Source organism: Leptospira sp. B5-022 (assembly GCF_000347035.1).
Lineage (GTDB): Bacteria > Spirochaetota > Leptospiria > Leptospirales > Leptospiraceae > Leptospira_B > Leptospira_B cinconiae.
Map to the genome: position 1 here is coordinate 332,601 of NZ_ANIJ01000018.1, position 25,867 is coordinate 358,467.

Sequence of the window (25,867 nt, forward strand, 5' to 3'; positions counted from 1 at the left end):
AACTCCGGTCTTTTATACGGGTTTCCGGAGAGGCACCTATATGCAGTATGCAGGCATAAAAAAACCCGGAAAAATAATTCCGGGTTTTTAACTTAAGAAGTTCTATTAATTTTTCTTAATAGATGATCTTTTCGACCGAGTTCTCATCCAGGATATATGATCCTTTTAGGGTTTGAACGATCAGTTTTCCTTTCTTTTGAGAAACCACAACACCTCTTATTTCACGGCCGTCTTTCATTATGATATGTTCTATACTCTTATCATAAAGTTCTTCCAGCTCTTGTTCGGTCTTAGCGGTTTTTAAGTTTTGAGTGCTTGCTAAAACTTCTTTGTCTAAGCCGTTCAAGTTTTTGCGCATGTCGCCGTATTCAGGACCTTCATTTTTAGCGCGTTTTTGATCTTCGACCAAAATCACTTTTTCATCCGTGACTATGATCAATCCGCCGGTAATTAAAGCTCTTTCCGTCTTGTCGTGGATCAAAGGGGTCACTTCGACTGCACCTTCGACTACGAATACGGAAGATTCTTTATCGGAAGCGTTCACTTCGAAAGAAGTTCCCCGAACAGCGGCAACCACAGTAGGTGTATCTACGAAGTAGTTTGCGTTTTTCTTTTCCTTCTCGACTAAGTTCAGGATCTTACCTGACATTAGGGAGATCCTAATTTGAGAAGAGTCCGTTTGTCTTAAACTTTTGAGAATTAACTCGGAGTTTTCTTTTAAACGGATCACACTAGAATCAGTCAGACCGATATCGATCGATCCACCTTTACCTGTTACGATCTTATCGCCTTCGCTAAGTATATCGCCTAAATGTAATGTTACGGGAGCTTCTTTTACATTTTTTGCGTCACCTTTAACGAATACGACTGCCGCTTTAAGCAGTGTGCCTTCCGCAACCGGTGCAGCTTCTTTTTTGAAAATCGTAAAATAAGTTCCGGCTCCGATCCCTACGAATAAGATTGCTGCCGCAGCTAAGAACCATACTTTATTTTTGGAGCCGCCCAGTTGAACTACGTTGTCCTTAGTAGGAGATTGCATGATATTTGCCTCCACAGAGAAGCGAGGAGACATGCCGATCCATTTTGGATCGAAGTCCGGTGCCTTAGAATCCGGTAGAGTCTTTTTGAGGAGCTCTGCGAATGTTTGGAATTCAGGGTTCATTCTTTCCATCCTCTTTACCGTATCCTTTAGTTCCGGGCCAGTTCACATTGTCCTGCCCGCTCAGTTGGATCAACAAACTGAAGGTTGGTACCTTGCTCATTTTTTTGAGCTCGGATGGCTTTTTTGACGAAATGAATTGATTGTTCGAAATACATAATAAGCGAAAATCCTAGGATTTTAGAAAAGAAGAAGGTTGAATACCTCTCTTCTTTCCCTCTTGTAAAAGTTGCTTTTCGGCCCTTTCTAAGAGCCTGGAAACCCCGGATACGGATAAATCCAAAACGGAGGCAATCTCTTCCAATTTACAACCTTGGGAATAACGCAGCTCTATAGCGGTCTTTTGTTCTTCCGGTAAGGTGCTCAATAATTCGCTTACGATCTTTCCGAGATTCTGGGCTTCCATCTCGTCCAGGACCTGGCTTTCGGGCCCCTGGCCTTTGGAGCCGAATAAAGAAGAAGTTTCCTCTCCAACGAGAGCAACGTTCTTTTGATAATAGGATTTTCCGTGGTTAATCATTAGGTTTCTAGAGATCCTGAATAAGATCATCCTGGAGACCTGCTCATCCGGTAGTTCCTTGCCGGAATAATGTTTAAAGAAGTTCAAAAAGGTGTCTTGTAATAGATCCAAGGCCGTGGATTCATCTTGGATAGAGCGCCGAATAAATGAAAACAAGTGGTCCTTGTTTTTATTGTATAGTTTTTCGAAAAACAAGGTTTCAGACACGGTAGAATAGAAATTTTTTTCTATTGGTCTTTTTTCAAGTAAATTCGGTTTTTTCTTGTAGAAAGCAATCCGTTTTAAAACGGTTATAGGCAGACAATTTTAGTGTCTGTAGTCCTAAACCAAAGGGATTTAAGATAACATGCCTTATCGTTGGCTTTTTGCAATTTGTTTCCTTACTGTCACCCATTCCATTTTTGGCTCTAGCCTAACCTTAAAAAACGGAAAGGTACTGCAAGGGAAGGTAGTAAACCAAACCCGTACGGAAGTTCAGATCGAAGTGGATGGAAAGGTTCTAACCATTCCAAAAACCGAGATTGCCGAATTGAACTTAAAAGATACCCCTAAACCGGAAGTGAAAAAGGATCCTGTTAAACCTAAAGAGGAGCCTAAAAAAACCGAGGAAGAACTGGTCCAAAGATGGTACCATAAGCCTCGTTGGAATTATTCACTTAGGTCCGCAGTCGTTCCCGGTTGGGGAATTTGGAAGGCTGATAAAAAATATCATGCTGCGGCTGCATTTGTAGCTGTTTTAGGGACAACCTACCTGGCTGTGAAGGCTCAGAACGATTTTGGCGTTGCTAAAACCGCTTACGAGGAGAATGCTAGAAATTATTTCATATTTGCACTGAACGACCCGGTTCTTTCCTTACCTGCAAATACCGCTCAACGTTTGATCGGAGCATTTATCATTAACAAGGGAGCTTTTAATCATTATCAGAACCTTGCGGAAGAATCGAATAACTTCCAATACTTGTTCGGGATCGCCTACGGGTTACAGCTTTTTTATTCTTATTATTTAGGAGTAAAAGCGGAGCAAGGAGTTGCAGAAGGACCCAGTTCCGGCTTTCGGTTCAGCCTGGCTCCTTCTTACCAGCCAATGACTGTTGGAGGCAACGGTTTGGGTTGGAATGGGGAACTCAAATACGAGATCCGATATTAAAGACTGGATAAAAGTTATTTATAACCGAAAGGTCCCACTTCCATCCAGTAATAAAAAAACTCGGATCACTTAAGTAAATATCCGAGTTTTTTTACTTAGAATCCCTTTCTGTTACTGGATTACAGTAACGGGAAATTCTATACCATTGGAAGAGTCTGAATACACATTTGCAGTTCCTCCGATCCCACCTGTAAAATCCGGATCAAATAGGAAGATTGCATCGCTTGATTCATCTGCCACACTGATAAAACACGCAGTCGTTCTGCAAGCAATGGAAGAACCCATGGTTCTATTTGTTCCCAATTCGGAAACTGAGTAATCGGTCGGAATCCCTATAGCTCCAGAGGAAATCGTGACCGGAAGATCAGAGACTTCATTAAATATTCCCATGTCTGCACAGAAAAGGTCATACGAAACCAATAAGGTCGTGTTGGTAGCGATCGCCGCAGAAGGGATCATATATTGGTCCCCACTGCTATTGACCGGGTCGCATCCATACGGATTTGTTTCCGTTCTCATTGTTGTCGGCGTGATCTGGAAGTTCTTAGAACTTTTTAAAGTAGAAGCGTTCACTTCGCCCGAACCGTCCGTTTCCGTTTGACTGAAGAATAACCAGGTATTTGAACCTTGTGCAAGTAAAGAAGGATAATCTAAAGCGAGTGAATCGGTGCCGTTTACGGCAGAATAAGTTCTTACGGAAGTAGCTGATCCGGTTGAGAAGCTGAAAACGGTTAATGAATTTGCACCTCCGCTAGTTCTTTGTCGGAATGCCGTATTATAACTGCTACCGTTCCAAATTACGTCCGCATTAAAATAACTGGTACTTGTGGAAGAAGAAATGGTAGTCGCAGTTCCTATAAGCGCTCCAGTAGAAGCATTGATCCTTTGGTATTTTGCAGCCCTTGTTGAGGCTGATTCTGTCCAGACTATCGCAAATTCCCCGCTCGGATTATATGCAGCAGAGACCTTGCCGATGGTTACACCGGCTCCGGTATAAATCGTGAATGCCGCAGCAAGTGCGGTAAGTGTTATATCGTAAAGTTGCCCTCTAATTGTTGTGTCTGCCGACTTCCAGACTAATAGATAATTGGTCCCATTCCAAACCAATTCGGGATCAACAGAGCTTGGTGTTCCCCCGACTGCAACTGCGAAGTTTTCCGTTACCGTATAGGGAGAAGAGGAGTGATTTACTCCGAACAATCTCAAGACGGGGACGGAGCTATTGTTCTTCCAACCTGCAGCGATCGCTAATTGTCTCTCACAAACAACGGTGGCGGTTCCAGTTGTTCCAGCCGTACCGCTTGCATTTGATGTAATATTACAGGTCTGACCTTGGGTATAGGAACCTAACGTTATCGAATAAGAATTTCCACTTGGGAGTTCTGTGGAAAAAGAATAAGAACCGTTTGCACTTAACTGAAGGGTTTGGGTCGTACTAGTTGTCGAATCCGATAGAGTAAGATTCAGATCGGTGGAAGTAACATCCACATACCCGCTGAGAGAAATGTTTACCGGAGAAGTTCCTTCTGAGTTTCCAAAATTGCCGAATACTCCAAAATTACCGTCGGAAAGTAATGCGCCGATAGCGGAAGAACTGGCGTCTATATTGATAGCTTTGGCATCGTTACAACCTTGTAACAATAAGAATGGTAAAAGAAAACATCCCTGAATTATTAAATAAAATCCGTTTATAGCCTTGTTTGTATCCAGGAATCTTTTCATTTTAGTTCTCCATTGCGAAGAAGGGAAAATTCGGGTAGTTTTCCCCATAACAAAGGTAACAACCTAACTTAAACTCTTTGATCTTTTTTTTTTCGATGGAATAATTTTTTTACTAAAAAGTATCGGAAATGGTCATTGCCCGATACATAGGAAGTATCTAAACTTATTGCATGCATTATAATCCGGCAACCCAAGTGCTGTCTGCTTAGAGATCAGGTTAGAGTCTGTAGCGGCCAAATTCCCCACAATGGCTGAAATAGAGACCGAATTGCTAGACCAAGAAACCAGGCCGCCAGCTTGGTTTGTTCCGGCACATTCGCTGAGTATTTTGGAAGTAGCGTCCGACCAAGTATTCAATAGACCCGTCCAGAGCAACCCACTGCCAAGTGCCTGAGAAAGTTCGGGATTAAAGTTATACGTCCGACCGCTATCCGTGGTGAACATCTTCTTATTTTGGCTACCGAAATAATAAGAAGTATTCGCTGCAAAAGGCCAATCATTGTATTGAATGCCTCTGGTTTTAGAACCGTTGCTTGGGCCAGTCACACTTAAGAGTGCCTTATAAATCATAGTACTCGGAAAATTACCCGGCTTATTGGAAGAAGAATTACAGGCCGCATCAGCAAAACCTCTGGCATCATCGTCCAATTTGCTGTCCAAAGCAAAATTTCCCTGCCAGCCTTTTCCATCATTAGTGGCTACGAACGCGCACTTATCCAAATCCTTGGTATCGAACGAGATCGTCTGCGGAACGTTGGTAATCGAATCCACGGCAATAATAGAATACTTCTGCTCCACACAATCCGCATCATCCAGATAGAGAGAGATCACTGCTTGATACGCTTGCAAAGAAGGATTGAAAGTATAACTGTTATCGTTACTTCCTGCGATACTACTGATCTCGATGGAACTAGGATCGTTTGTATTGAAGGAGAATGTGATTGTTTCTCCCGTATCTGGACTCAGAGGATTAACAAGTTCTAAGATCACTGTGTTGGAAGAAGTAGAACGTTCCGTCACTGTATTCGGCGCGGCCGTACCCGGAGAATTTACTAATTGTAATGGGATAGGAGTGGCCCCAATACCGACAAGCAAAGTAGGATCGATCATGATCGCCCCGGTGATCGGACTTTTGCTACTATCAAGGTCGATACTATCCGCCTTATTACAGTAAGTTGAAGTGAATGATAAGATCAGAAAAAGAAAGGGCAGAGAATGAGCGTAACGCATATCAAGCCTCGTTCGGAAACAAGGCCAAATATATCCCATAAGAAAGGATCTTGATAAACTTTTTTCTAAAGAATATAAAAAGTTTAAGTCAAACGAAGTGTTACAGATGTAACACTATTGTCCTACACAGACAATGAAACGTCTTTGGGAGCAAGCAGTCTCAATCACCTGAGCCGGATCCGTAGTTGTCATCTCTGCAATCGAGTTTCCATTCACTGCAGAAAGTATTCCTTGAGTCCCCGTTGCAGTCGATGAATACCAAGAAGAATATGGCGCTCCGGATGGAAGTAATGAAGCACATTGGGTTGTTGTAGGAGAACCAGTTGTCCAATCGATAGAACTGAAGCCTGTCCAGATTTTACCGCTGGTCCCAAGACTATTTGTCCACTGATCCAAATTTGCAAAACCGATTGTAGTGGAAGAATTGAAAGAATATGCCAACTTTTTACCGCTCTGGCTGAAATACTTACGGAAAGAACTAAACACCCAATCCGTGGAAGGATTTCTGTAATTTCCGCTTGGGCTGTAGCTTACTGCGATCATCGCCTTGTAACCTACATCCTTGTTAATGCCGTCCGGAATATTTGAGTTACAGATATTGTCTGCAACTTCTACAGGGCCTGCAAAAGTTAGATTATCCATTCCTTTTTTCGCGAAGTTCCCAGGATAACCTGCTCCATTATTTGTAGCAACAAAGACACATTTATCGGAATCACTTACCTTAACTTTAAATGTCTGGGAGATTCCGGATGCAACGTCAACCGCAACCAAGTCATAATAGTTATTAATACAATTTTCGTCGGACAGAGAATTGATCTGGAATCCGCTCTTATAATCGAAATTGGAATTCTGAGGGTTCGGCCCGAAATCCACGGTCAGATAATCCTGATATCCTCCTTGGTCCGGGTTATAGTCCGTTGCGAAGGTGATATTATCATTTCTATAAAATCTAAATTGAATGGTGCTACCGTCGGAAGGAGGATTTTGAATTCCGAACAGAATATCCGAAGCATCGTTTTCATCTAAGGTTAAAGTGGTTTCTCCTTCGTTCAGAAGAGGTTCTATCGGATATGGGGGAAGTGTAACGAACAAGTCCCAGAAAATAGACGGATCTATTGTGATCGCACCCGCCAAGCTAGGTTTACTTCCGTCTAAGGCGGTTGATTTCGCATCATTACAATTGGAAATCAATAAAGTAAGACATAATAAAATGAAAGTTGTTCCTAATGATTTAGATCCTTTCATATTTGCACCAACCCGATCTCTTAGAGAAAAATATCCCTTAAAGTATGAAAACAGTTAGGCCGGAAAAAAATTGAACGATTTTTTCGTTTAATCCGGAGAATAAACGCAAATAAACGGTAATGCCAAAGTGGCATCACAGCTGGAAAGGGTCGTATACGCCGCATCTCCGGTAACAATACTTGAAGTTCCTAAGTTTCCGCTGGAGGAACCGGTAGTATTTGTCCAGCTTTCAGAACCGTTTAAACAGGTATTGCTATCCATTCTTCCCCAGCCTGAATGCATCCCGGTCCAATATTGTCCCGAATCTATCAATGGATTGTCAAAGTCCGAGCTAGGGGGCCAGACGCCACTGACGGAAAAAACTTTTACCCATGTCCCGTCCCCTCTCTTACGAACGTATCTTTTGTTCGTTCGGAAAAAGGAAGTGGAAGATAAGGTTTCTCCCGGATTTCTATCTCCGTAAGCAGCGGAAAGGGCACCTACCATCGCTTTGTAATACGCAGGGTTTCTGGGAAGACCTTTTGCACTCGCAAGGTTTTTACAATGATCGTCCATTGCACCGAGCCCATCTAATTGAGCCAGGGTTTTGGCAGAAGATTCGAAAATACAAAAATCCCCGTCCTTCACGGTTACATCATATACGAAAGAATCACTGGTAGAATCTTTCGTAATTCTGAAACTGAACTTGTCTCCTGCACGATCCAAACAGTTATCGTCGTCCGCATTTAATGCAAAACCTACGGAATAAGTTCCTGTATTGGCAGGAAGAGTGAATGTGTTATAACCGACAAAACTAGGTGAAGATACGGTAGTATAACTTTCGATTGCCATCGTAAAGTTTTCGTTCACAGAGCTTTGTTCCGAAAATGAAAGATCTATATAAGTATTTCCCGCATCATACATAATGTTAGAAGAAAGTCTCGGTAGACCTTCCGGAATCACCTGGACGCCGATGATATTCGGTAAAACTACGTTTAAAAGAACGCCGGCAGCACTATTGCTGCCGTCCAGATTGATAGCATTTGCCTGATTGCAAAAAGAGAATAAGGAGAATAACGATACTATCGGGATAAATTTGAAAAAGATCTTTGGATTCGAATTCATTGTTCCGGGTCGGTTGATTTCTTTTTAAAAATCACAAACCAAATTGCGAGTTTTTGCTCATTTTTTAAAAAAAATATTTCGAATGAATTCGTTTAAATTCCAAACTTTTTGATTGGTGGAACGAACAGAGTTCGTTATTAAGAAAATCCCTCAAGATTTGTCTACTTTTCTTAATTTATCGATTTCCTTACGGAATGACTCATAAGGATCATCCGAATCTGCTTTTCCTTTGTGAGGGGTCGTTTTGTCAGACGAAGATTTATGAGAAGCGAACCATTCGTCCACATGCTTAATTACTTTTGCGATCCTAGTTCTGCTGTCTTCTTCCTCCGCGGTCCGGACTTTGTTTTGCAGGACTTCCATCCTTTCTGAAAGGAGTCTATGCAATTCTCTGGCCTTATTCCTAAAGGATTCGTTCGCAGGATAACATAGGATCTGGTCCATTCTTTCCTTCCCTTTTTCCCAGGGGATAAAAACGAACTTCTCCCGATCTAAAATTTGGTAATATAGATCAGCGGAGTATTCTCCAACATTTCCCTGGATCTCGGAGGCTGTAGGCGGGACAATACGTTTAAAATAAAACTCGTCCATTGCGGAAGAAATTTTAGATTTCTGTTCGGCTAAGCGGATCTTTTCCTCTTCTTTGAGCTTTTCTTGGAGCTTTACCTGTTCTTCCTTTTTGGAAGTTTCGTGGTTTCTGGCCTTGAGTTGATTTTGCTGCCATTTGATCTTATCCTTTGCTTGGGCAAAGAACATATCTTGGAATAATCTTCCTATCCCCAGAAGATCAAGAATAGTATAATACCAGGGGAAATAATCTAAATAACCTTTCCTTAATACTTTTCCGTAAGCTTTGACCAGATCGGGTTCTCTAAAAATCGATTTGATCTGGGGTTCGTTGGATTCCACAAGTTGTCTGATGCATAGGATCTTCCAAGTTTCTACGTTTGTAGCGGCTCCTAAACTAAGAATAATCTGCCTGACACTGTTTGCATTTTTATGAAAGAATGCATGGATCGTACTGGTTTTGGTCTCCCAAGTGGAGTAACCGATTTCCAGATCGTCCATCAACATTCTTTTCAATTCTTCCGGATAGGATTTGAATTCCTTGTCAGGAACTAAGAGTACTTTTTTTTCCCAAGAACCGGATTCCGAGAGAAGATTTTTTTTGATATCATGGAACCTATTTCTATCTTTTTCCGCAGATTGTTTATGAAGTTCTTTTTCCGCAAGTTCGGATAAGCTTCGAACTAAAACTACACTTAACATTCCTGGAGTTCCGGGACTTGGATTGCCCGGCAAAGCTCTGGCAAAAGCTTCTGCTCTTTCCGCTTTGAATTTTGTGGTCTCGGGATTGGAAGTATTAGAATAATATAATTTTTCTTCCATGGCGATCTTTTGGAACTCGTCCATTAGAACATGACGTAATTGTTTGGTTCCTTTGGATTGGATAAAGTCGTCCACGTAGTCCATGATCTGAACTGCTTCTTTCGGATTTTTGATCCCGAATAGTCCGTATCCGGGAACGTCGATAATTCTTCCTTTCTTATGAAGATCGTCCTCTAATTCGAATAAGAAATCCTTAATGAACTCCGCATTTGCGGGAATTCGGAAATGTTCGTTATGGAACGCCTGTTTTAAATACAGGAATAATTGAGGGAATGGAGCTTCCTTCCTGGCTCCCCATTCTAGATCCGATTCTAGATTCTCCCAAAGTAGGATCTTGCTCGTTTCAGGCTTTCTATCAAGATAACTTAATAAAGAAGAAACGGAATAATCCAGAAGTTCCAGATAGATCCTACTTAGATCCAAAGATTCCGATTCAGGAAAAGTCGCATAACAAGGAAGTGCTTCCGGCTGTTTTTCCGCACTGTCGCTGATTAAGTAAGCAAGTTGAGAAACTGTACCATCCTCCAGCAAGCGTTTTAAATGAAGATCTATATCCTTCGGACCTAATTCTCCGACTTCGGGGACTCTATGATGCGGTTCGAATAACTGTCTTTTTTTTACGTTTTTGAAAGATGTCGCTGCCTGAATCGCTTTGTAGACAGAATGAGTTATCTTGTCGTTCATGTAGTAACTCACGACTTCGTTTAACTTCTTAACTTTTAAGAAATTAGGAACGGCTACATTGCCTGTATGCGGATCTAAGGGTTTGGGACCTTTTACGTTCATCTTTTTATAAATAATTTAATATTAAATATTTAGAATATACTTGCGGAGAGTATCCGCTTAAGGATATAAGTATCCCAAGGATACTCAAAACCATGATATAATGCATTCTAAACGCTTCCACCGAAAAACCTAAATTCTCTTTCTTTTTCGATAAAACCGATATAAACCGAAGGACGTATGCCGAAGTTGCTATATGAATCCTCTTGACGAAGCGTGCGGGAGAGCTTTCCTGGAATAGAATGCAACTGAAAAAAAAGACTCCGTTCTCCCCCAAAAAGCTATTATTCGTAATTTTAGACGGAGTAGGCTATACTCCGAAGGGACCCGAATTCGGGAATGCGATTGCAGGCGCCAATCTTCCTTTCCTCAATAAACTCTGGAAAGAATCCCCGACTATTCTTTTGAAAGCGCATGGGACTGCCGTTGGTATGCCTTCTGACGAAGATATGGGAAACTCCGAAGTGGGTCATAATGTACTGGGTTGCGGGCGTATTTTCGATCAGGGCGCTAAGCTAGTCAATAACTCTATCGCTAAAGGACTGTTATTCGAAGGAAAAGCTTGGCAAGAAATTGTAGAAAATACCAAGACCAAAAATTCCACTTTGCATCTAATCGGTTTGTTTTCGGACGGAAATGTTCATGCACATATCGATCATACAAAATCATTAATACAGGCTGCGATACAAGAGAAGGTCCCAAGGATCAGGTTGCATATTCTTCTGGATGGACGCGACGTACCGGAGAAATCCGCTCTAGAGTATTTAATTCCATTCGAAGAATGGCTGACCTCTCTTCGATCCGAAGGAGCTGACATAAAGATCGCTTCCGGCGGTGGAAGAATGACAATCACCATGGACCGTTATGAAGCGGACTGGGCCATGGTGGAAAGAGGCTGGAAGATCCATGTTCATGGAGAAGGTAGGACTTTCCCGGATGCAAAGACTGCGATCGAAACTTTTAGGAAGGAAGATCCGGCGGTAATCGACCAATATCTTCCTAGCTTTGTGGTTGAAGAATCCGGTAAGCCGGTTGGAAAAATTGAAAGTGGAGACTCAGTAGTATTCACGAATTTCAGAGGGGACAGAGCAATCGAGATCTCCCAAGCGTTCACTCAGAAAAATTTCGACAAATTCGATAGAGGAAATTTCCCCGCAGTATGTTACGCGGGAATGATGCAATACGACGGGGATCTACAATTGCCAGAACGTTTTCTGGTAAGTCCTCCTGCAATCGATCGTACTTTGGGCGAATATATGGCCAAGTCGGGGATCAACCAGTATGCGTTATCCGAAACACAAAAATACGGACATGTAACGTTCTTCTGGAACGGGAATCGTTCCGGCAAATTCGATCCCAAAAGTGAGGAGTATAAGGAAATTCCTTCCGATGTAATTCCATTCGACCAAACTCCTGAAATGAAAGCGCAAGCGATCACTGCGGAGCTTGAAAAAGTTTTAGGTGAGAATCATTCGGACTTTTATAGGATCAATTTTCCGAATGGGGATATGGTAGGCCATACTGGAAATTACCAGGCCACAGTGAAAGCAATGGAATTCCTGGACGGATGTATGAGCCGTCTTGCGGAAGCATGCAAAAAAAATAATGTAGTTCTATTGGTGAGCGCAGACCACGGGAATGCGGATGAGATGTACCAGCTGGATAAAAAAGGAAATGTGCAGAAGGATAAGGAAGGTAAACCCGTCCCTAAAACTTCACATACTCTAAATCCGGTTCCGTTCAGTGTTTTGGACCCTGAGAACAAGATTAAACTGAGAACGGATCTACAAGAACCTGGACTTGCTAACGTTGCGGCTACAATCTTAGATATTATGGGATACGAAACTCCGGAAGGATATCATCCTAGTTTAATAACGAAGTAAGATCAGTCACTTACACAATGAATTGCATAGCTTAGGCTTTTATCGAACTGATTTAGGCTCCCATACATGAATACTACGGTCCTTGCAAACTGATCCATTGGAGAGCCTGAAATTCCTCGGGATGCGGTCCAGGTTGCAGGAGAAACAGGATTTGGGAATGCGGTAGTATTGATATACGGATCAGCGACCCCTTCGACAAGAGAGTATAATTCTTCCGCTCTGGGAAGTCTCCAGTTTTCTCGATCGGCGTAACCAATTCCGGGACCGTGTACGGTGTTTAGGTAAGCACACGCGTCTAACGCGGCTGCCCAAGAAGTATTTGTTGCAGAGCCGGAAGCACAGCCTGGCCCCACTCTTCCTTCCCAACAAGTTTTCCAAACAAGTCCGGTAGAAGAATCCGTAGTGGTGATATCCGAAGTATAAATTCCATGAGCCGTCGGGCCGGAATAGACCTGAGCTCCTGAGACCGGAGCCCCGGTAGTGGTTGTAAAAGTCGACTGATGGCTGACTGCATTTCCGGCTTCGTCTTGCAAGGAACTGGCGGGAATTGTCCAACGTATCTGGGATTCTTCCGGAAAATAAACCCAGCTAACGGTTATAACTAAGGTTTGAGCGTCCTGCCAATCGAATATTGTATTACTGTTCGGAATTGTAACCCATGAGGTTCCGTTATAGATTTCCGTTGCCATGCTCATCGTAAGACCGGTATTCATGGGCTCTGCAAAACTTAGAGTAAGAGATCCGGGAGAAAGAGCAACTCCTGTTGTGCCATCACTCGGTGTAACTGCGGATATAGTAGGAGTCACAGTGTCGACAGTGATATCGGAAGTAGAAACGGTGGATACGTTCCCCGCCTTATCTCTTGCCACATACTTAAAAGAAGTGGAAGAATTAGCGGCAACATTGATAGGAGTAGAATACTGGGTCCCTACATTTATAGTTCCGCTCACCCCATCAATATCCGGAGTAGAAGTGTCGGTAACATAGGAGATCTTATCGCAACCGGCTCCTCCAGTATCCGAACATATAATAGAAACATTTTGAGAAGAATTGTAGGCCCCACCCGAGGGATTTGTGCCCGCGGTCGGATAAGTATCATCCCGAACGATCCTGAAAATCCCGGAACCGGTTAGATCCTCCTCCGGATCGGTGACACAAACTCTAACATAACTGGCTCCTAAAGGAAGAAGACTTGCATTGATCGCGGTCATATTGTCCGTGTTTGCGATTGCAGTTCCTGTGGTTAAACTTGTGCCACTTGTGCATGAGCTGGAATCTATCCGAATATCGTAAGGTCCGGCAGTGTCCGATCTCCATGTGAGGTCGGAAGAGGTAACTGCTCCAGGATTATTACTTACGAATTTAGTGCTAAGGCTACCACTGACTGCCGGGCCCGGAAGACATACATCCAATTCTCCCAAGATACAACGAACAAAGGTAGTTTCCCACCAAGCATCCGAGAATGGGATAGCCGGGTTATGCACTTCTATCGGTTTACATAACATTCCGAATCCAACTAAAAAAAATAAAAATCGAGCCCGCATATTATTATCTTAACAATGGTTTAATATCAAAAGGACGAAATTATCCTATGATCCATTTCCATCTAGTAAATAAGTTTTTAACACTTACGACCTGGTCGAACGCTTAGACTATCGATATAACCCTAAGCTCAGACTTCAATGAGCCTGGACCTTTTGGGCAAGGCTCTTATTTATCCCTATCTTATCTAGGATAAATCTCCGACAAAAAAAACATCCCATCCCTGATTTCAGGATTTTTTTGTATGTTTTTCTTTCTTTTTAGAAGTTGGAGCTTGGCGAACCTTAGAAAATCCTTCCCATAACATTTCGGCGGATTGTTCCAAAAGGGACGGGTCTATATAATTCTCCTGGATCCGATGGAAACGTAGGATCCCTGTAAAGGAACCTAATATGAGAGAAGGATACAGTTGTCTAAGATTTTTGTCGTTCTGGGTAGGGGCAAAGTATTCTGAAATTTTCTGCTTTAAGGCGGTTGCCTCTTTTGTACTTTCTTCATCCAGTATGTAGGAGGATAGATTTCTTTCTATCATGATCAACTGGTCGAATTTACCTTGCGAGAATAGTCCGAGTCCTTTCCAGAAATCGAAAAACTGTTCTTTTGGAGTTAGATTCTTAGAGACGGATCTATCTAAGAACTCAGAAAATTCTTGGACCGAGATCCGAAATGTTTCGTTGAACAGGTGATCCTTGTTCCGGAAATGACGATACATTGTCCCTACGCCCACTTTTGCATAAGCGGAAATCTCAGGGATCCTTGTTTCGAAAAATCCTCTTTCTGCAAATAACTTGAGAGCGGAACGAATGATCCTCTCTTTGGACTCGTCTTGTTTTTTGTTTAGTCTATCTTCCTGAGGCTCCTTTTCTGTTTCAAATATGGGATCCTGATCGGGTGTGAGCTCTGGATCCGAGGAAATATCTTGGGTCTCTAACGGGGGATTATTTTCCATTCGGGTAACCATTTTCAAATTTTATTTTTTCTTAAATTTCTTCCTAATAAAGTAAGGCCGAAAGTTCCGTCTAACGAGCATTATTGTCAAGGATGAAAGACCAAAATAACATAATTTGTAATCTATCCAATATATTTGCCTTCGATCAGTAAAAACAAAGTTAATTTGGGAAGACCTCTTTGGATAAATTTCCTATCCATAATACCGGAATCTGAATTCAGATTCCGTAAATCATTAGAATCTAATATATATGCATATTAGAAAGAGATGTTATTTGAGAAATGATAAATTGAGATTTTAAGAATATATAATTTGGAATATTGTTTCCGTTTTTGCTAAGAATCTGCTTTGGAATGATCCTTATGTCTTCGGAAATAAATTTTAGAACAGAAGGGATCTTATTTCGCCAACGCTTTCCAAAGAGTTAAACCGGAAGCATGTAAAGTTTCCGGAGAAAGTTGAATATATCCACCTTTGGCCATCTTTACCATTCCCACAAAACTTCCATAACATAAGGAAACCAGTTCCATGGAGCCTAGGTCGGATCTGATGTCTCCTTTCGCTTTCGCTTGTTCTAAGAACGTACAAATGAACTCCATGGTTTGGGAGGTTGCTTTTTTGCTAGCTTGATCCAGATAAGGAGAATGATAGTGTAGTTCTAAAAATTCGAACGCTTCCGGGTAACGGTGGTAGAAGGTAGCAAGTGCCTTCCACAAATGAATGAATAAGTCTTTGGACTTTGCTTTTTCCGGATAATTTGCAGCGAGAGTTTCTCTTAGTTTGTTTTTCCAGAAACGATATAACTCGTTTACCAGTTCTTCTTTGTTTTTATAATATCTGTATATGGTTCCGGCGCCGATACCCGCGTCCTTAGCTAGATCAGGTATTGGAGTTGCTTCAAAACCTTTTTCGGTGAATAATCGCAGGGCAGAGGTGAGTATTCTTTCTTTTTTATCTTCCGGATCTCGAACTACTGGCATTTTGTTTTCCTGGAATTAGGGAATGGTACCGAAGTATTCCACTTCTCTTTGTAATATCACACCGGTTTCTTTTTCCACTTTTTCTTGGACAGTATTAACTAGTCCATACACATCGGATGCCTTTGCTCCTCCGGTATTCACTATAAAATTACAATGTTCCGGAGAGATTTGAGCCCCACCTATTTGTAAACCTCTTAAGCCCACTTTGTCTATAAATTGCCAAGCTTTGATCTCTTTTCCTTGTTCGTCGAATACCTTCGGGTTTTTGAACATGGAACCTGCACTTTTTTTGTTCTGAGGTTGGGAAGAATTTCGTTTGTCCCTTTTTTCTTTGAGAGATGTTTCGATCTCTTCCAGGTTTCCAGGTTTTAATCCGATCCGAATGGAAAGAATAATGGAATCTTTTCTTTTTAGAAACTCAGTAAATCGATACCCATGCTCAATCTCGGAGGGTTTTCTTTTGAGGACTTCTCCGTTTCTCAGGAATTCCACTTCTTGGATAAGCTCGAAAAGTTCTCCTCCGTAACATCCGGCGTTTTGAATGACTGCTCCTCCGGTCCAACCAGGGATGGTGCTTAGGAACTCCGCCCCGGTATATCCTTTCTGAGAGATTTGGCGAAATACTGGAGTAGTGTTCGTTGCTGCTCCTACTTGGAAGATTCCTTCCCCTAAGTCTTTATATTCCTTAAATCCACCGGAAAGTTTTAAGATCACAAAATCATTCGGATGATCCGAGATGAGAATGTTCGTACCTCCCCCTAGGATTTTCCAAGGAAGGTCCAGTTTTTCGAATAGGGAAAGAGTTTCCAGGATTTGCTCCTGGGTTTCAGGTTCGACCATTATGGGAGAAATCCCGCCGATCTTAAAGGAGCAATGAACGCTCAAGTCCTGATTTTCCCGGTAGGGTAGACCGGAATTTTCTAGGGAATTCTTTAGTTCTCGGATCTGTATTTCGGAAAGAATGGCCACTTTATTCAAGTTTCCCCGTTCGGATCTAGGAGCAAGAAAAAAGTCTAAGGCTTAAAAAAGGCTTATGAGAAGAGTAAGCCAGTCCGACCATTCTTTTAGGGGCCGAAAGATTATGTTTTATTTGCTCTTGCAATCCGTGTATCAAGACTATATCACCGGAAGATCCGATCGGGAAACTTATATCAATTCCGTGATCCGATTAGCTCTAGACCAAGAAAAATTGGCAGGACTGGTATAAGGTCTACTTGTTCAAGAACCAAAACCTACATCAAACATAGGTTTTTTCCGTTTCCTCTTCCCATTCCTCGTCATCTTCCCAAAGTTTTGAGTTAGAGAGTTTTGCCTCTGCTTGGGCGTAAATTCTCTCTTCTATCCGATTCAATAGAGTGTTTAATCCGAAACCTTGGATTGCAGAGACATAGATCGTGTCCGGATCACCTTCTCTTAGAAGTTCGTTGCGCGCTTCTTCAGGTAGTCCGTCTATTTTGTTGAATACCAAGATCCTTGGAATGTCGGATAAATTCAAATCTTCTAATATAGTTTCGACCGCTTCCATCTGTTGTCTGAATTCAGGATTGGAAACATCCACAACATGCACTAGAAGATCCGAATCTCCCAATTCTTCGAGTGTTGCTTTGAATGCGTTGGAGAGTTCCGGCGGAAGATCGTGGATAAATCCCACTGTGTCCGAGATTATGATCTCTCGTTCTTCCGGGAAACGTATTCTTCTGGATGTCGGGTCCAAGGTTGCGAATAACTTGTCTTCGGATAATACGGAAGAGTTTGTCATCGCGTTCAGTAGAGTGGATTTTCCTGCGTTCGTATAACCCACGATACCGCAGACAGGGATCTCGTTTTTTTTCCGTCTTCTTCTCGCGATCTCTCTTCGTTTTTTTAAGGACTTAAGTTCCTGTTCCAGTCTGGAAATTCTTTCTTCTACCCTACGTTTTCCGATCTCGAGTTTGGTCTCTCCGGGGCCTCTTCCTCCGATTCCTCCGGTGAGCCTGGACATATTATCATCCAACTCGGAAAGTCTTCCTTTCAGATATTTTAGTTGGGCAAGTTCTACTTGGAGTTTACCGTCTCTGCTTGTCGCATTTCTGGCAAAAATGTCCAAGATCAATTGAGTTCTATCTAAAACTTTCAGATCCGCATAGTCGGAGATCTTTTTTGCCTGAGAAGGTGTAAGCTCTAGATCGAATACTAATAGTTCCACTTGTTTTTGGATGGCCTTTAATACGATCTCCTCTAGTTTACCTTTTCCTAATACGGTAGAAGGATCCAATCGATTTTTTCTTTGAATAAACGAGTCCACTACATGAACCCCTGCAGTCCTGCAAAGTTCCTTTAATTCTTCGATTGATTGTGCCGGGGGACGAACCCTATTATTTTCAGGATACACTCCTACTAAAAAGGCCCTATTCTCTTTTTGGGCGCCTTTTAGATTTCGACGGTATCTGGTCATTCTTCCTTCAATGTCCAGAATTTCGTCCAGTATACCTTCTTCCAATTGTCCCGGGACTTTTTTAGGAAGAACTGTCCAAGGTTCTCCATCTTCGTCTTCCGGATTTACATGTGCGGAGTAGTAGGACCGGGGAAGTCCCTTTTCGTCCATAGTGACCGCGGTTATATAATCTAAACGTAATAAAGCTAAGTCCGTAAGATCTTCCTGGTTCAGACTTTCTTCTTTGAGATGACTATGTACCAGTCTCAAACCCCTTAACCTGGCTTCGGATGTTCTGATGCGATCGAGCCAAGGGATATCGATAGAACTATCCGATCCCACGATCACATGGGTTACGTATCCGTTCCTATCGATGAGGATCCCGATTTGTCTGCTAATTTCGAAGGAAAGTTCTGTGAGTGTTCTGGAGACTTCGGGCGTGATGATCACGTTTTCCCGAATTCTACGCTCGGAGAGTTTTTTGAGTCTTTGGATCTGATTGGACTTTAGTCCGGAAAGGTTTCCGCTGAGCTTACTGATAAATTTGCCTCTTCTCTAAGAATTAGACGGTACCATTTCCTAAAAAGAGAGTCAAGCAGTTCCGATCGCAAAAAAGAGCAAGAAGATCGAATTCTATAGATATAAAGGTATAAACGGCAAATCCGTAACCCATTCCGGAAAGAAATTATTACTTTTACGGTTACATTACTTGCAATCGAGGATTCCGGCCTAAAAAAAGGTAAACGCACGATAACGGATGGTCGAAAAAAAGAATAGAGGCTGGCACAGGAAAATGTTTCTTGGACCAAAGCTTGCTTTTCGAATAAAAGAATGTTTGCCCCATTGAATTTCAGATTTTTATTTCCAGGCTTATTACTGATCGCCTCCCTTGGAGTCTGGTTTTCACCTGCTTTTGCTCAAACTCCCGAAGATACCGGCAATCCTTCCGATGTGGGAAATACTTCCTCGGACACCGAAGATCCTTCTTCTTCCGATGAACAAGGAACCAATAAGAAAAAACCTAAAAAGAAAGTATTGGATCCCGAATCCAAACGTTACAACGATCTTTTAAAGAACGGTCTGTTGAAGGTTTTTGAAGCGGAAGCAACTTACAATTTTAGCAGATTAAAACACTTCGGACTCACACATCCTATCCCAAGAGTTAGAGCAGCAGCAGCTTTGGCTTTAGGGAGATTGAAAAATCCTGCGGGCGTTAATATTTTGCACAGTATGATCGATCGTGACGGAGAATGGGTTCGTCAGGCTGCGTACAAGGGACTTGCGGATATCGGTTCCAGACGTTCATTAGATTATTTTTATATAGGTGCCAAATCCTCCGATAGGGAGATCAGAGTCGCTTCTTTCCGTGGAATGGGGAAAACGTTGGATCCCGGCGCAAGAGAAGTTCTTTTAAAAAAAGGTCTTAAGTCGGAAGATAAGGAAATCGTTAAGGCTACACTTTTAGGTCTTGGCTATTATCAAGTGCCGGAAGACCTTCGCATTTTTATAGAATATTTGAATTCGGAAGACGAGGAATTCCAAAAAGCGGCAGTGGAAGCCTTGGGAAGACATAAAACCCGGACTTCTATGAAAATTTTGGAGGATTCTTTCAAAGATAAAACAAATCTGCGTAATCAGATCTTGGATACTCTGACGGAACAGAAAAATTCTTTTGCGATCTTTGCACTATTAAGAATTCTTAATGCTCATTCCGGTTCGGAAGATATCGTGAACGAGATCAGCGCTAGATTGTATAAACTAAAAGCTGTCGGAAAATATATGACCATCATTTCCGATAATACTCCTCTTCTCAAAGAGCCTTATGTCGGAGCTACTAAGATCCGAGACCTGGAAGCGGGAGAAGTAGGTAAGGTAGTCGGCAAAAATTCCGTAGCTTATATCATTCCAATCGAAGGCCAGAGGATCGAGGACTTTTATTATAAGGTTTTGGTTAACACCAAATACAAGGATGCATTTACGGAAACTGTCCAGGGTTGGGTGTTTGGAAAATATATCCAGATCAGGACTATTTCCATGCCTAAGGAAGAAAAGAAGAGGAAGCCGAAAAAACCTTCTATCCTGGACGATATGGAAACTTCCGATCCGGCTCCAAATACTCAGCGTGAAAATCCGAATTCTCAATAAAGTTTCGTCTTTTCGTTAAGACATTGGATCTATCAAGACGATATCCTCTTTTACATTATTTTTTTAAGAGTAACCTCCGGCGCATGGATTCGGGTCTTGACTTCCGAATTTGTATAATAAAATATTGATATTCTAATTTTATTTTAAGAATGACCGATCTTTCCGAAATTTTATCCGTTTTTAAATTTGCATCTAGATCTGCCGGGATAGAGATCTTAAAATTATTCGGAAAAAAATCCGCTTTCGATCTGAAGGATCCTATGCAGGTTTTGACCCAAGCGGATTTGGATTCTCATCGTGTTCTGGAAGAAATTCTCAAAAAAGAATTTACCGGTATTCCTTTGGTAATGGAAGAGCAGAATAATTATGAGCCTCTTCCCAGGACTTTTATTGTCTGCGATGAGTTAGACGGCACCACTTTATTTTCCAGAGGGATCAAAGAGTTCAGCGTAATTTTAGCATACGTGGAGGATGGATCTCCTGAAGTAGGATGTATTTATTTCCCTGCCTTGGATACGTATCTCACGTCTCAAATAGGATTCGGGACTTTTATCGACGATCGAAAGATTCTGTTGAAAAAAGGAGGAAGTCTGGATCGTTCCGTTCTTTCTCTTGAGATCAATAATACTTTTCAAGACGAGGACTATCGTTGGATTGCGAGCGCTAGTAAAAGTACTTTAGCGACCCGTGCCTTGGCTGCGACAGGCGCAGGGTTTTTGGAATTATTGGAAGGCAAAACGGATCTCTTCATGAACTTAAGCGGTGCCAAGATCTGGGACTTTGCCGCAGGTGTTCTTGCTTTGGAAGAAGCAGGTGGGATCGCTTTGGATAAAACAGGCAAGCCTTTGAAATGGGATAAGATTCGAATGTCCGCCTTGTTAAGCAGAGATCAAGATTTATTAAAAGAAGTTTACCGACTGAAACCTTAAAGCATTCCTTGGAATATGCAGGAATTTCTAACCATTTTGGATTCTAAAACGATCGATACCTTCACGGTCAGTCTTCGGGTGGGGTTGATCATTCTTTTTGCGGGTGTGGTAGGCTGGAATAGGGAAGGCAAAAATCACGGTGCCGGTTTTAGGACCCATATCTTGATCGGTCTTGCTTCTACGGTTTTGATGTTATTATCCATTTTTATTCCGGAATTTTATTCGGTAGTGGGAGGAGATCCCTCTAGGATTGCGGCTCAGGTGGTTTCCGGAGTCGGGTTTTTATGTGCGGGTGCGATCATGAAGTTCGGATTGACCGTGAAAGGACTGAATACTGCAGCTTCTATCTGGATTGTCTCTGCCATCGGTTTACTTGTCGGTGCCGGTCTTTATTATGCGGGATTTTTAACCACGGTTGCTACTCTGATCATTCTGGTCTTATTCGATCTGGTAGAAGAAAGATATTTCGGAAAGTACGAATATAAGGTCCTGATCCTGGATCTGAAACAGAAAAAATTCCACCGAAAAGGGTTTAAGGAATTATTATTAAGAAATAAGTTACGATTGGTTTCGGAATCTTTTATGCAAGATTACCAAACTAAAAACGCTCAGATCAAACTTACGATCGCTATGCCTCGAGATTTCGATATTCTAAAGATCGTGGACGAGTTCAGGAATCTGGCGGATGTCATAAAAATCAGTATAGAATCGACTTAAGCTTGGACAATACCGATCTGAATTCGGCTCCAGAAATTAAGAGATCTCTAAATATCTTCCGATCATAAGTGCGGTCTCTTCTAGGATTTTTTCATCCGAGATATCGAATCCTTGTAGAACCATATACGTTATTATATCGTCCATTGCTCTTTGGGCGACTAAAAGAGCTGAGGGTTCGGATCTTAGTTTTCGGCCTTTGCCGAAGTATTGCAGCAGTTTGAAAACTTCCGTTCCAATCCTTTCCCTTTCTATTTTTTTTACGGCACTTGCAAGAGCCTGGTCCGAAAGAGACAATATCGCAAATTCTTTATGTAGTTTTTTGTTTTTTAAGGCGGACTTGCGCATTCTGGTTAAAATTTCCAAAATAATCCTGGTAAGATCTGCATTTTCAGGAAGTAAGCCGATAGTTTCCGCGGCAAGATTCCCGTAAAATTCTTCGCTATATTTTCGAACTATTTCTAAAGCAATATCGTTCTTATCCTTGTAGTAAGCATAAAACGTCCCGATGGAAACACCCGCTTCTTCCACTATGTCCCGTATTCCGGTTTCATTATATCCGTTACGTTTTACGAGTCTATAGGCAGCATCTATTATACTTTCTTTTCGGGCTATCGAACGATCTTGTACAGGATTACGGACAGTTTTTTTCTTCGGATCCATTTCTGAAAATATTCGAGATCGGCCGTTTTGCCTAACAAGCGTATTTTCCATTTTTTAAAAAACATGAACAAGGTTCAAATTTTAATTTACATTTTATTTTTAGTTCGTCTGATATATGAACAAAGTTCATGTTTTGGAGAATTCGAATGGGATGTATAATAGGGAAATTTAGTCATCTTTTGGTTTTTACGGTGCTTTCAATTTCCGTTTGGAACTGCGGGAAAATCGAAAAGGGGCGTTTTTTCAACGATCAGGCCTATCATTTTCAAACCTTAAGAGCCTTGAACGACGCCCGCAGTGACGGAGCGGAAACAGGAGAGGTTCTCGAGGCGGTACGGAATATCAAGGAAGGGGACCCTCAATCTTGGTTTTCCGCCTGGGAAAATGCGGGAAATAAGGTTTTAGAGAGAGGAGATCGTATCCAGGACCGGATGAGCCGGGGGCAAGCATACCTGAGAGCGCATAATTATCTTAGAACGGCGGAATTTTTCCTAGATCCTGAGGATGAAAAAAGATCTTCCGCATTCGATAGATCCGTGGAAGTTTTTCATAAAGGATTGGATACTCTTGGAGTAAAATATGAGAAGATCAAAGTTCCTTACGGCGAATATCAATTGAATGCGATCTATTATCCGGGGCCTTCCGGTGCGGATCATAAACCTTTGATCGTTCTCGTGGGAGGATTCGATTCGACTTTAGAAGAATTATATTTCGTTCTTGTTCGAGCTGCTTATGAGAGAGGGTTCAGCGTGCTTACTTACGAAGGGCCTGGCCAAGGTTCCGTATTACGAAAGCAAAATTTGGGTTTTACTCCCGAATGGGAAAAGCCGACGAAAGCCGTACTGGATACTTTTTTAGCTTCTCATAAGAAACCTAGCAAATCCGTTCTGGTAGGTATGAGTCTGGGCGGATATTTCGCTCCCCGTGCTGCCGCTTACGACAAGAGATTTGACGGAGTGGTTGCCTACGACGTTTTGTTCGATTTTGGAGAAGTGGCCGAGAATTCCGTTCCGGGGATCATACTCTGGCTTGAAAAAAAGAATTATGATAATGTAATTGAGTTCCTAGTGAAGATAAAATCGTCCCTTTCTCCCAGTTTTTCCTGGGGAGTAAAAAACGGAAGATGGACGATGAAAACCGGAACCTCAAGCGAGACTTTGAAAGCATTTAGGGCTTATACGTTGGCGAATTCTGCAGAAAAGATCACACAAGACGTTTTGATCCTCGCAGGAACGGAGGATCACTTCATTCCGGTCAAACAAGTCGAGGACTTTAAGAGTAAATTAACGAATGCGAAAAGCGTTACTTCGATACTCTATGACAGAGGATCAGGAGGAGCGGAGCATTGCCAATTAGGCGCTCAGGCTTTATGGCACGCGGACTTTTTCGATTGGATGAAAAGGTTCGAAAATAAATGAAGTTCTGTCATTAGGACCGCGACAGGGATCGCAGCGGAAATCCGGCGATGCACCGTTCATGGTGCGTCGCTGATTGCAGCGTAGAGCCCGGTCCGAGCGTAGCGAGGAGTCGCCCAACTCCGAATATTACAATTCTAAAATCTATTTATGTCCTATTACTTTTAGCGGGATTCTATTCGAATTTCGGAATTTGCTATGCTTTTTTTAAGAGTTTATAAAATGACACTGACCTGGATATGGCCGAAAAAAGAACATCGATCCCTTCGGATCTCGCACAGGAACTTGTAAAAATCATCCGACTTCTTGCCATGTCCGGCAAAAAGAATTTTAAGAAATATCTATACGATCCCTTTATCTACGCAGGTTGGGAAAAGGAAAAATCCCATTCTGCACTTGCTGCAAGTAAGATGATCGATAAGATCCAAGAGGATTTCAACAATCCTTCCTATTTGCATACGATCCCGCATCATTGCAAACGTTTGATCTCTCAGGCAATCATAGAAAGTCTTTCCGCTTTGGGAGACTCTTGCATTTTCTTTTTAGAGAAGATCCAGGAAACGGGTAGTATAGCCTCTTCTCCCGAGGCTTTGGAATTTGTCGCCGTATTAGAAAAACCTTTAAAAGAATTCGAAAAAGTAACCAGCAATAATAACGAAAAACTTTTCGAAGACTCCATTAAGAATTTCTCTAAAGAAGAATTAAAATCCGCTTTCGAGCCAGTGAAATTGGACGGGACCAGACAGAAGGTGTATCTTGACTCGGAAGTGCATACCTTGTATCAGCAGATACTTTCTGCGGCAAAGGTCAATAACCTTGTCCGTTGTAAAAAGTTACTTTCCAGATATATAATTAACTACAGCGATTCGGAAACTTATAGCGAACAAGAGGTGGAAAATCTTTTGGACGCATTAGGAAAACGTGAAGTCGGATTCAAGGAGAATTTAAAAGATTCTCTCGCCATAGAACTTTACTTTTCCATAACAAAGGGCATTTTAGAAGGGAATGCAAAGAAGGCGATCCAAGGTATAAGGAAATACGCTCATATTTTCGAAGGGGATCCGAACACGAAATATTATTACGAAATTGACTCCTTAGAAAGAAAGTTATACGGAATCATCCAAGCGAAGGATTTAATGAAAGAATTAAGGAAGGGTGTGTAAATGGCGAACCTCACATTCAACGAAAAAGTGGAAGGAAGCAAGTTGATCCTCAAAGTCGCGGGCGAGATCGATGCTAAGACCGCTCCGGATCTAAAGATCAAATTGGAAGCAGCGGTAGGGAACGGAATTAAAACAATTATCTGTGATTGTTCCGCTCTTACTTATATCGCTTCCGCAGGGATCGGTGTTTTAAACTCCATCCAAAAATTCCTGAAGGAAAAATCGGGAGAGATCGTTTTCTGCAGCCTTAAGAAGGAAGTGAAGGATACGATGGAACTCATGTATTTCACCAAAAAGGTAAGAGTATTCCCCTCTTTAGATGACGCATTAGGCGGGGTTTGAATCCTCTCATGGATTCCTCTCCGGAAAAAATCCTATATTACTCCGTAGACCTGGATGAACTTTCTAAAATTCGGGGGGAGGTCCGTGAATTTTTGGGAGAGGACTGTTCGGATATAGTCAAAGGCCGGATCGTATTCTGCCTGGATGAAGCAATGACTAACGTAATAGAACACGGATTTCCGGAGCCGAACTCCTCTAAAATCGAGCTCAGAATGAAAAAGAATAAGGGAAGCTGGAAGTTCTCCATCCTGGACCAAGGCGTTCCTTTCGATCCCACGAAAGAAAAAAGCGAAACCTGGAAGGAATTATACGAAAGCGGGGCCGATGGAGGTTTCGGATTACGTTCCATTAAAAAAATAATGATCGTACGTTACCAACGTCTTAAAAATCCCCCGCGTAACAAACTTACTCTGATCCACACGAGATAATA

General features: G+C 42.0%; 23 protein-coding genes. 10 read left to right on the plus strand and 13 right to left on the minus strand.

What is annotated here, in order from left to right:
* Positions 1-115: 115 nt before the first annotated feature.
* Positions 116-1,171 (minus strand): FecR domain-containing protein, encoded by a 1,056-nt coding sequence (locus LEP1GSC192_RS09545; RefSeq protein ID WP_020769661.1) that lies wholly within the window; start codon positions 1,169-1,171, stop codon positions 116-118.
* 160 nt (positions 1,172-1,331) lie between these two features.
* Positions 1,332-1,886 (minus strand): sigma-70 family RNA polymerase sigma factor, encoded by a 555-nt coding sequence (locus LEP1GSC192_RS09550; RefSeq protein ID WP_036089514.1) that lies wholly within the window; start codon positions 1,884-1,886, stop codon positions 1,332-1,334.
* Positions 1,887-2,025: 139 nt separating this feature from the next.
* Between LEP1GSC192_RS09550 and LEP1GSC192_RS09555 the strand changes: the two genes are divergently transcribed.
* Positions 2,026-2,826, plus strand: a complete 801-nt coding sequence (locus LEP1GSC192_RS09555) for an LA_0442/LA_0875 N-terminal domain-containing protein (protein ID WP_020769569.1) — start codon at positions 2,026-2,028, stop codon at positions 2,824-2,826.
* A 111-nt stretch (positions 2,827-2,937) separates the two neighbouring features.
* On the opposite strand, the gene LEP1GSC192_RS09560 is transcribed toward LEP1GSC192_RS09555, so the two are convergent.
* From LEP1GSC192_RS09560 to LEP1GSC192_RS09580, 5 genes are all read right to left on the minus strand, one after another.
* Positions 2,938-4,548, minus strand: a complete 1,611-nt coding sequence (locus LEP1GSC192_RS09560) for a hypothetical protein (RefSeq protein WP_020769904.1) — start codon at positions 4,546-4,548, stop codon at positions 2,938-2,940.
* Between the two features lie 132 nt (positions 4,549-4,680).
* Entirely contained in the window at positions 4,681-5,778 is a 1,098-nt protein-coding gene (locus LEP1GSC192_RS09565; RefSeq protein ID WP_020769660.1) for a DUF1554 domain-containing protein, read from the minus strand.
* Between the two features lie 114 nt (positions 5,779-5,892).
* A complete protein-coding gene (locus tag LEP1GSC192_RS09570; protein ID WP_020769787.1) occupies positions 5,893-7,023 on the minus strand; it encodes a DUF1554 domain-containing protein in 1,131 nt (376 codons plus the stop codon).
* A gap of 87 nt (positions 7,024-7,110) precedes the next feature.
* Complete coding sequence (locus LEP1GSC192_RS09575) at positions 7,111-8,127, minus strand: hypothetical protein (RefSeq protein WP_020769453.1); 1,017 nt, start codon at positions 8,125-8,127, stop codon at positions 7,111-7,113.
* Between the two features lie 150 nt (positions 8,128-8,277).
* Positions 8,278-10,302 (minus strand): hypothetical protein, encoded by a 2,025-nt coding sequence (locus tag LEP1GSC192_RS09580; protein ID WP_020769554.1) that lies wholly within the window; start codon positions 10,300-10,302, stop codon positions 8,278-8,280.
* Between the two features lie 239 nt (positions 10,303-10,541).
* On the opposite strand from LEP1GSC192_RS09580, the gene gpmI reads away from it, so the two are divergent.
* Positions 10,542-12,182, plus strand: coding sequence for a 2,3-bisphosphoglycerate-independent phosphoglycerate mutase (gene gpmI, locus LEP1GSC192_RS09585; RefSeq protein ID WP_020769463.1), 1,641 nt, complete (start codon positions 10,542-10,544; stop codon positions 12,180-12,182).
* Positions 12,183-12,184: 2 nt separating this feature from the next.
* On the opposite strand, the gene LEP1GSC192_RS09590 is transcribed toward gpmI, so the two are convergent.
* From LEP1GSC192_RS09590 to murB, 4 genes are all read right to left on the minus strand, one after another.
* Entirely contained in the window at positions 12,185-13,726 is a 1,542-nt protein-coding gene (locus LEP1GSC192_RS09590) for a DUF1566 domain-containing protein (protein WP_020769438.1), read from the minus strand.
* 227 nt (positions 13,727-13,953) lie between these two features.
* Positions 13,954-14,673 (minus strand): TetR/AcrR family transcriptional regulator, encoded by a 720-nt coding sequence (locus LEP1GSC192_RS09595; protein ID WP_020769593.1) that lies wholly within the window; start codon positions 14,671-14,673, stop codon positions 13,954-13,956.
* Positions 14,674-15,071: 398 nt separating this feature from the next.
* A complete protein-coding gene (locus LEP1GSC192_RS09600) occupies positions 15,072-15,653 on the minus strand; it encodes a TetR/AcrR family transcriptional regulator (protein ID WP_020769624.1) in 582 nt (193 codons plus the stop codon).
* Between the two features lie 15 nt (positions 15,654-15,668).
* Positions 15,669-16,622: a UDP-N-acetylmuramate dehydrogenase gene (gene murB, locus LEP1GSC192_RS09605; RefSeq protein WP_020769782.1), complete on the minus strand. Its 954-nt coding sequence runs from the start codon at positions 16,620-16,622 to the stop codon at positions 15,669-15,671.
* 112 nt (positions 16,623-16,734) lie between these two features.
* On the opposite strand from murB, the gene LEP1GSC192_RS20145 reads away from it, so the two are divergent.
* Positions 16,735-16,860, plus strand: coding sequence for a hypothetical protein (locus LEP1GSC192_RS20145; protein ID WP_020769644.1), 126 nt, complete (start codon positions 16,735-16,737; stop codon positions 16,858-16,860).
* Between the two features lie 30 nt (positions 16,861-16,890).
* Here LEP1GSC192_RS20145 and hflX read toward each other — a convergent pair whose 3' ends face one another.
* Entirely contained in the window at positions 16,891-18,561 is a 1,671-nt protein-coding gene (gene hflX, locus LEP1GSC192_RS09610) for a GTPase HflX (RefSeq protein WP_367899041.1), read from the minus strand.
* Positions 18,562-18,897: 336 nt separating this feature from the next.
* On the opposite strand from hflX, the gene LEP1GSC192_RS09615 reads away from it, so the two are divergent.
* The 3 genes from LEP1GSC192_RS09615 to LEP1GSC192_RS09625 all read left to right on the plus strand — a co-directional run bounded on the left by LEP1GSC192_RS09615 (position 18,898) and on the right by LEP1GSC192_RS09625 (position 21,857).
* A complete protein-coding gene (locus LEP1GSC192_RS09615) occupies positions 18,898-20,211 on the plus strand; it encodes a HEAT repeat domain-containing protein (protein ID WP_020769871.1) in 1,314 nt (437 codons plus the stop codon).
* A 149-nt stretch (positions 20,212-20,360) separates the two neighbouring features.
* On the plus strand, positions 20,361-21,140 hold the full coding sequence (locus LEP1GSC192_RS09620) for an inositol monophosphatase family protein (RefSeq protein WP_020769510.1): 780 nt from the start codon (positions 20,361-20,363) through the stop codon (positions 21,138-21,140).
* Between the two features lie 15 nt (positions 21,141-21,155).
* Positions 21,156-21,857 carry an MgtC/SapB family protein gene (locus LEP1GSC192_RS09625; protein WP_020769620.1) on the plus strand — a complete coding sequence of 234 codons (702 nt, stop codon included), beginning with the start codon at positions 21,156-21,158 and terminating at the stop codon, positions 21,855-21,857.
* A 36-nt stretch (positions 21,858-21,893) separates the two neighbouring features.
* Here LEP1GSC192_RS09625 and LEP1GSC192_RS09630 read toward each other — a convergent pair whose 3' ends face one another.
* Positions 21,894-22,517, minus strand: coding sequence for a TetR/AcrR family transcriptional regulator (locus tag LEP1GSC192_RS09630; RefSeq protein ID WP_020769799.1), 624 nt, complete (start codon positions 22,515-22,517; stop codon positions 21,894-21,896).
* Positions 22,518-22,663: 146 nt separating this feature from the next.
* On the opposite strand from LEP1GSC192_RS09630, the gene LEP1GSC192_RS09635 reads away from it, so the two are divergent.
* The 4 genes from LEP1GSC192_RS09635 to LEP1GSC192_RS09650 all read left to right on the plus strand — a co-directional run bounded on the left by LEP1GSC192_RS09635 (position 22,664) and on the right by LEP1GSC192_RS09650 (position 25,865).
* On the plus strand, positions 22,664-23,935 hold the full coding sequence (locus LEP1GSC192_RS09635) for a S9 family peptidase (protein WP_020769670.1): 1,272 nt from the start codon (positions 22,664-22,666) through the stop codon (positions 23,933-23,935).
* A gap of 236 nt (positions 23,936-24,171) precedes the next feature.
* Complete coding sequence (locus LEP1GSC192_RS09640; RefSeq protein WP_020769528.1) at positions 24,172-25,095, plus strand: hypothetical protein; 924 nt, start codon at positions 24,172-24,174, stop codon at positions 25,093-25,095.
* On the plus strand, positions 25,096-25,437 hold the full coding sequence (locus tag LEP1GSC192_RS09645) for an STAS domain-containing protein (protein ID WP_020769476.1): 342 nt from the start codon (positions 25,096-25,098) through the stop codon (positions 25,435-25,437). It begins immediately after the preceding gene.
* Between the two features lie 8 nt (positions 25,438-25,445).
* Entirely contained in the window at positions 25,446-25,865 is a 420-nt protein-coding gene (locus tag LEP1GSC192_RS09650; protein WP_020769821.1) for an ATP-binding protein, read from the plus strand.
* Positions 25,866-25,867: the final 2 nt, after the last annotated feature.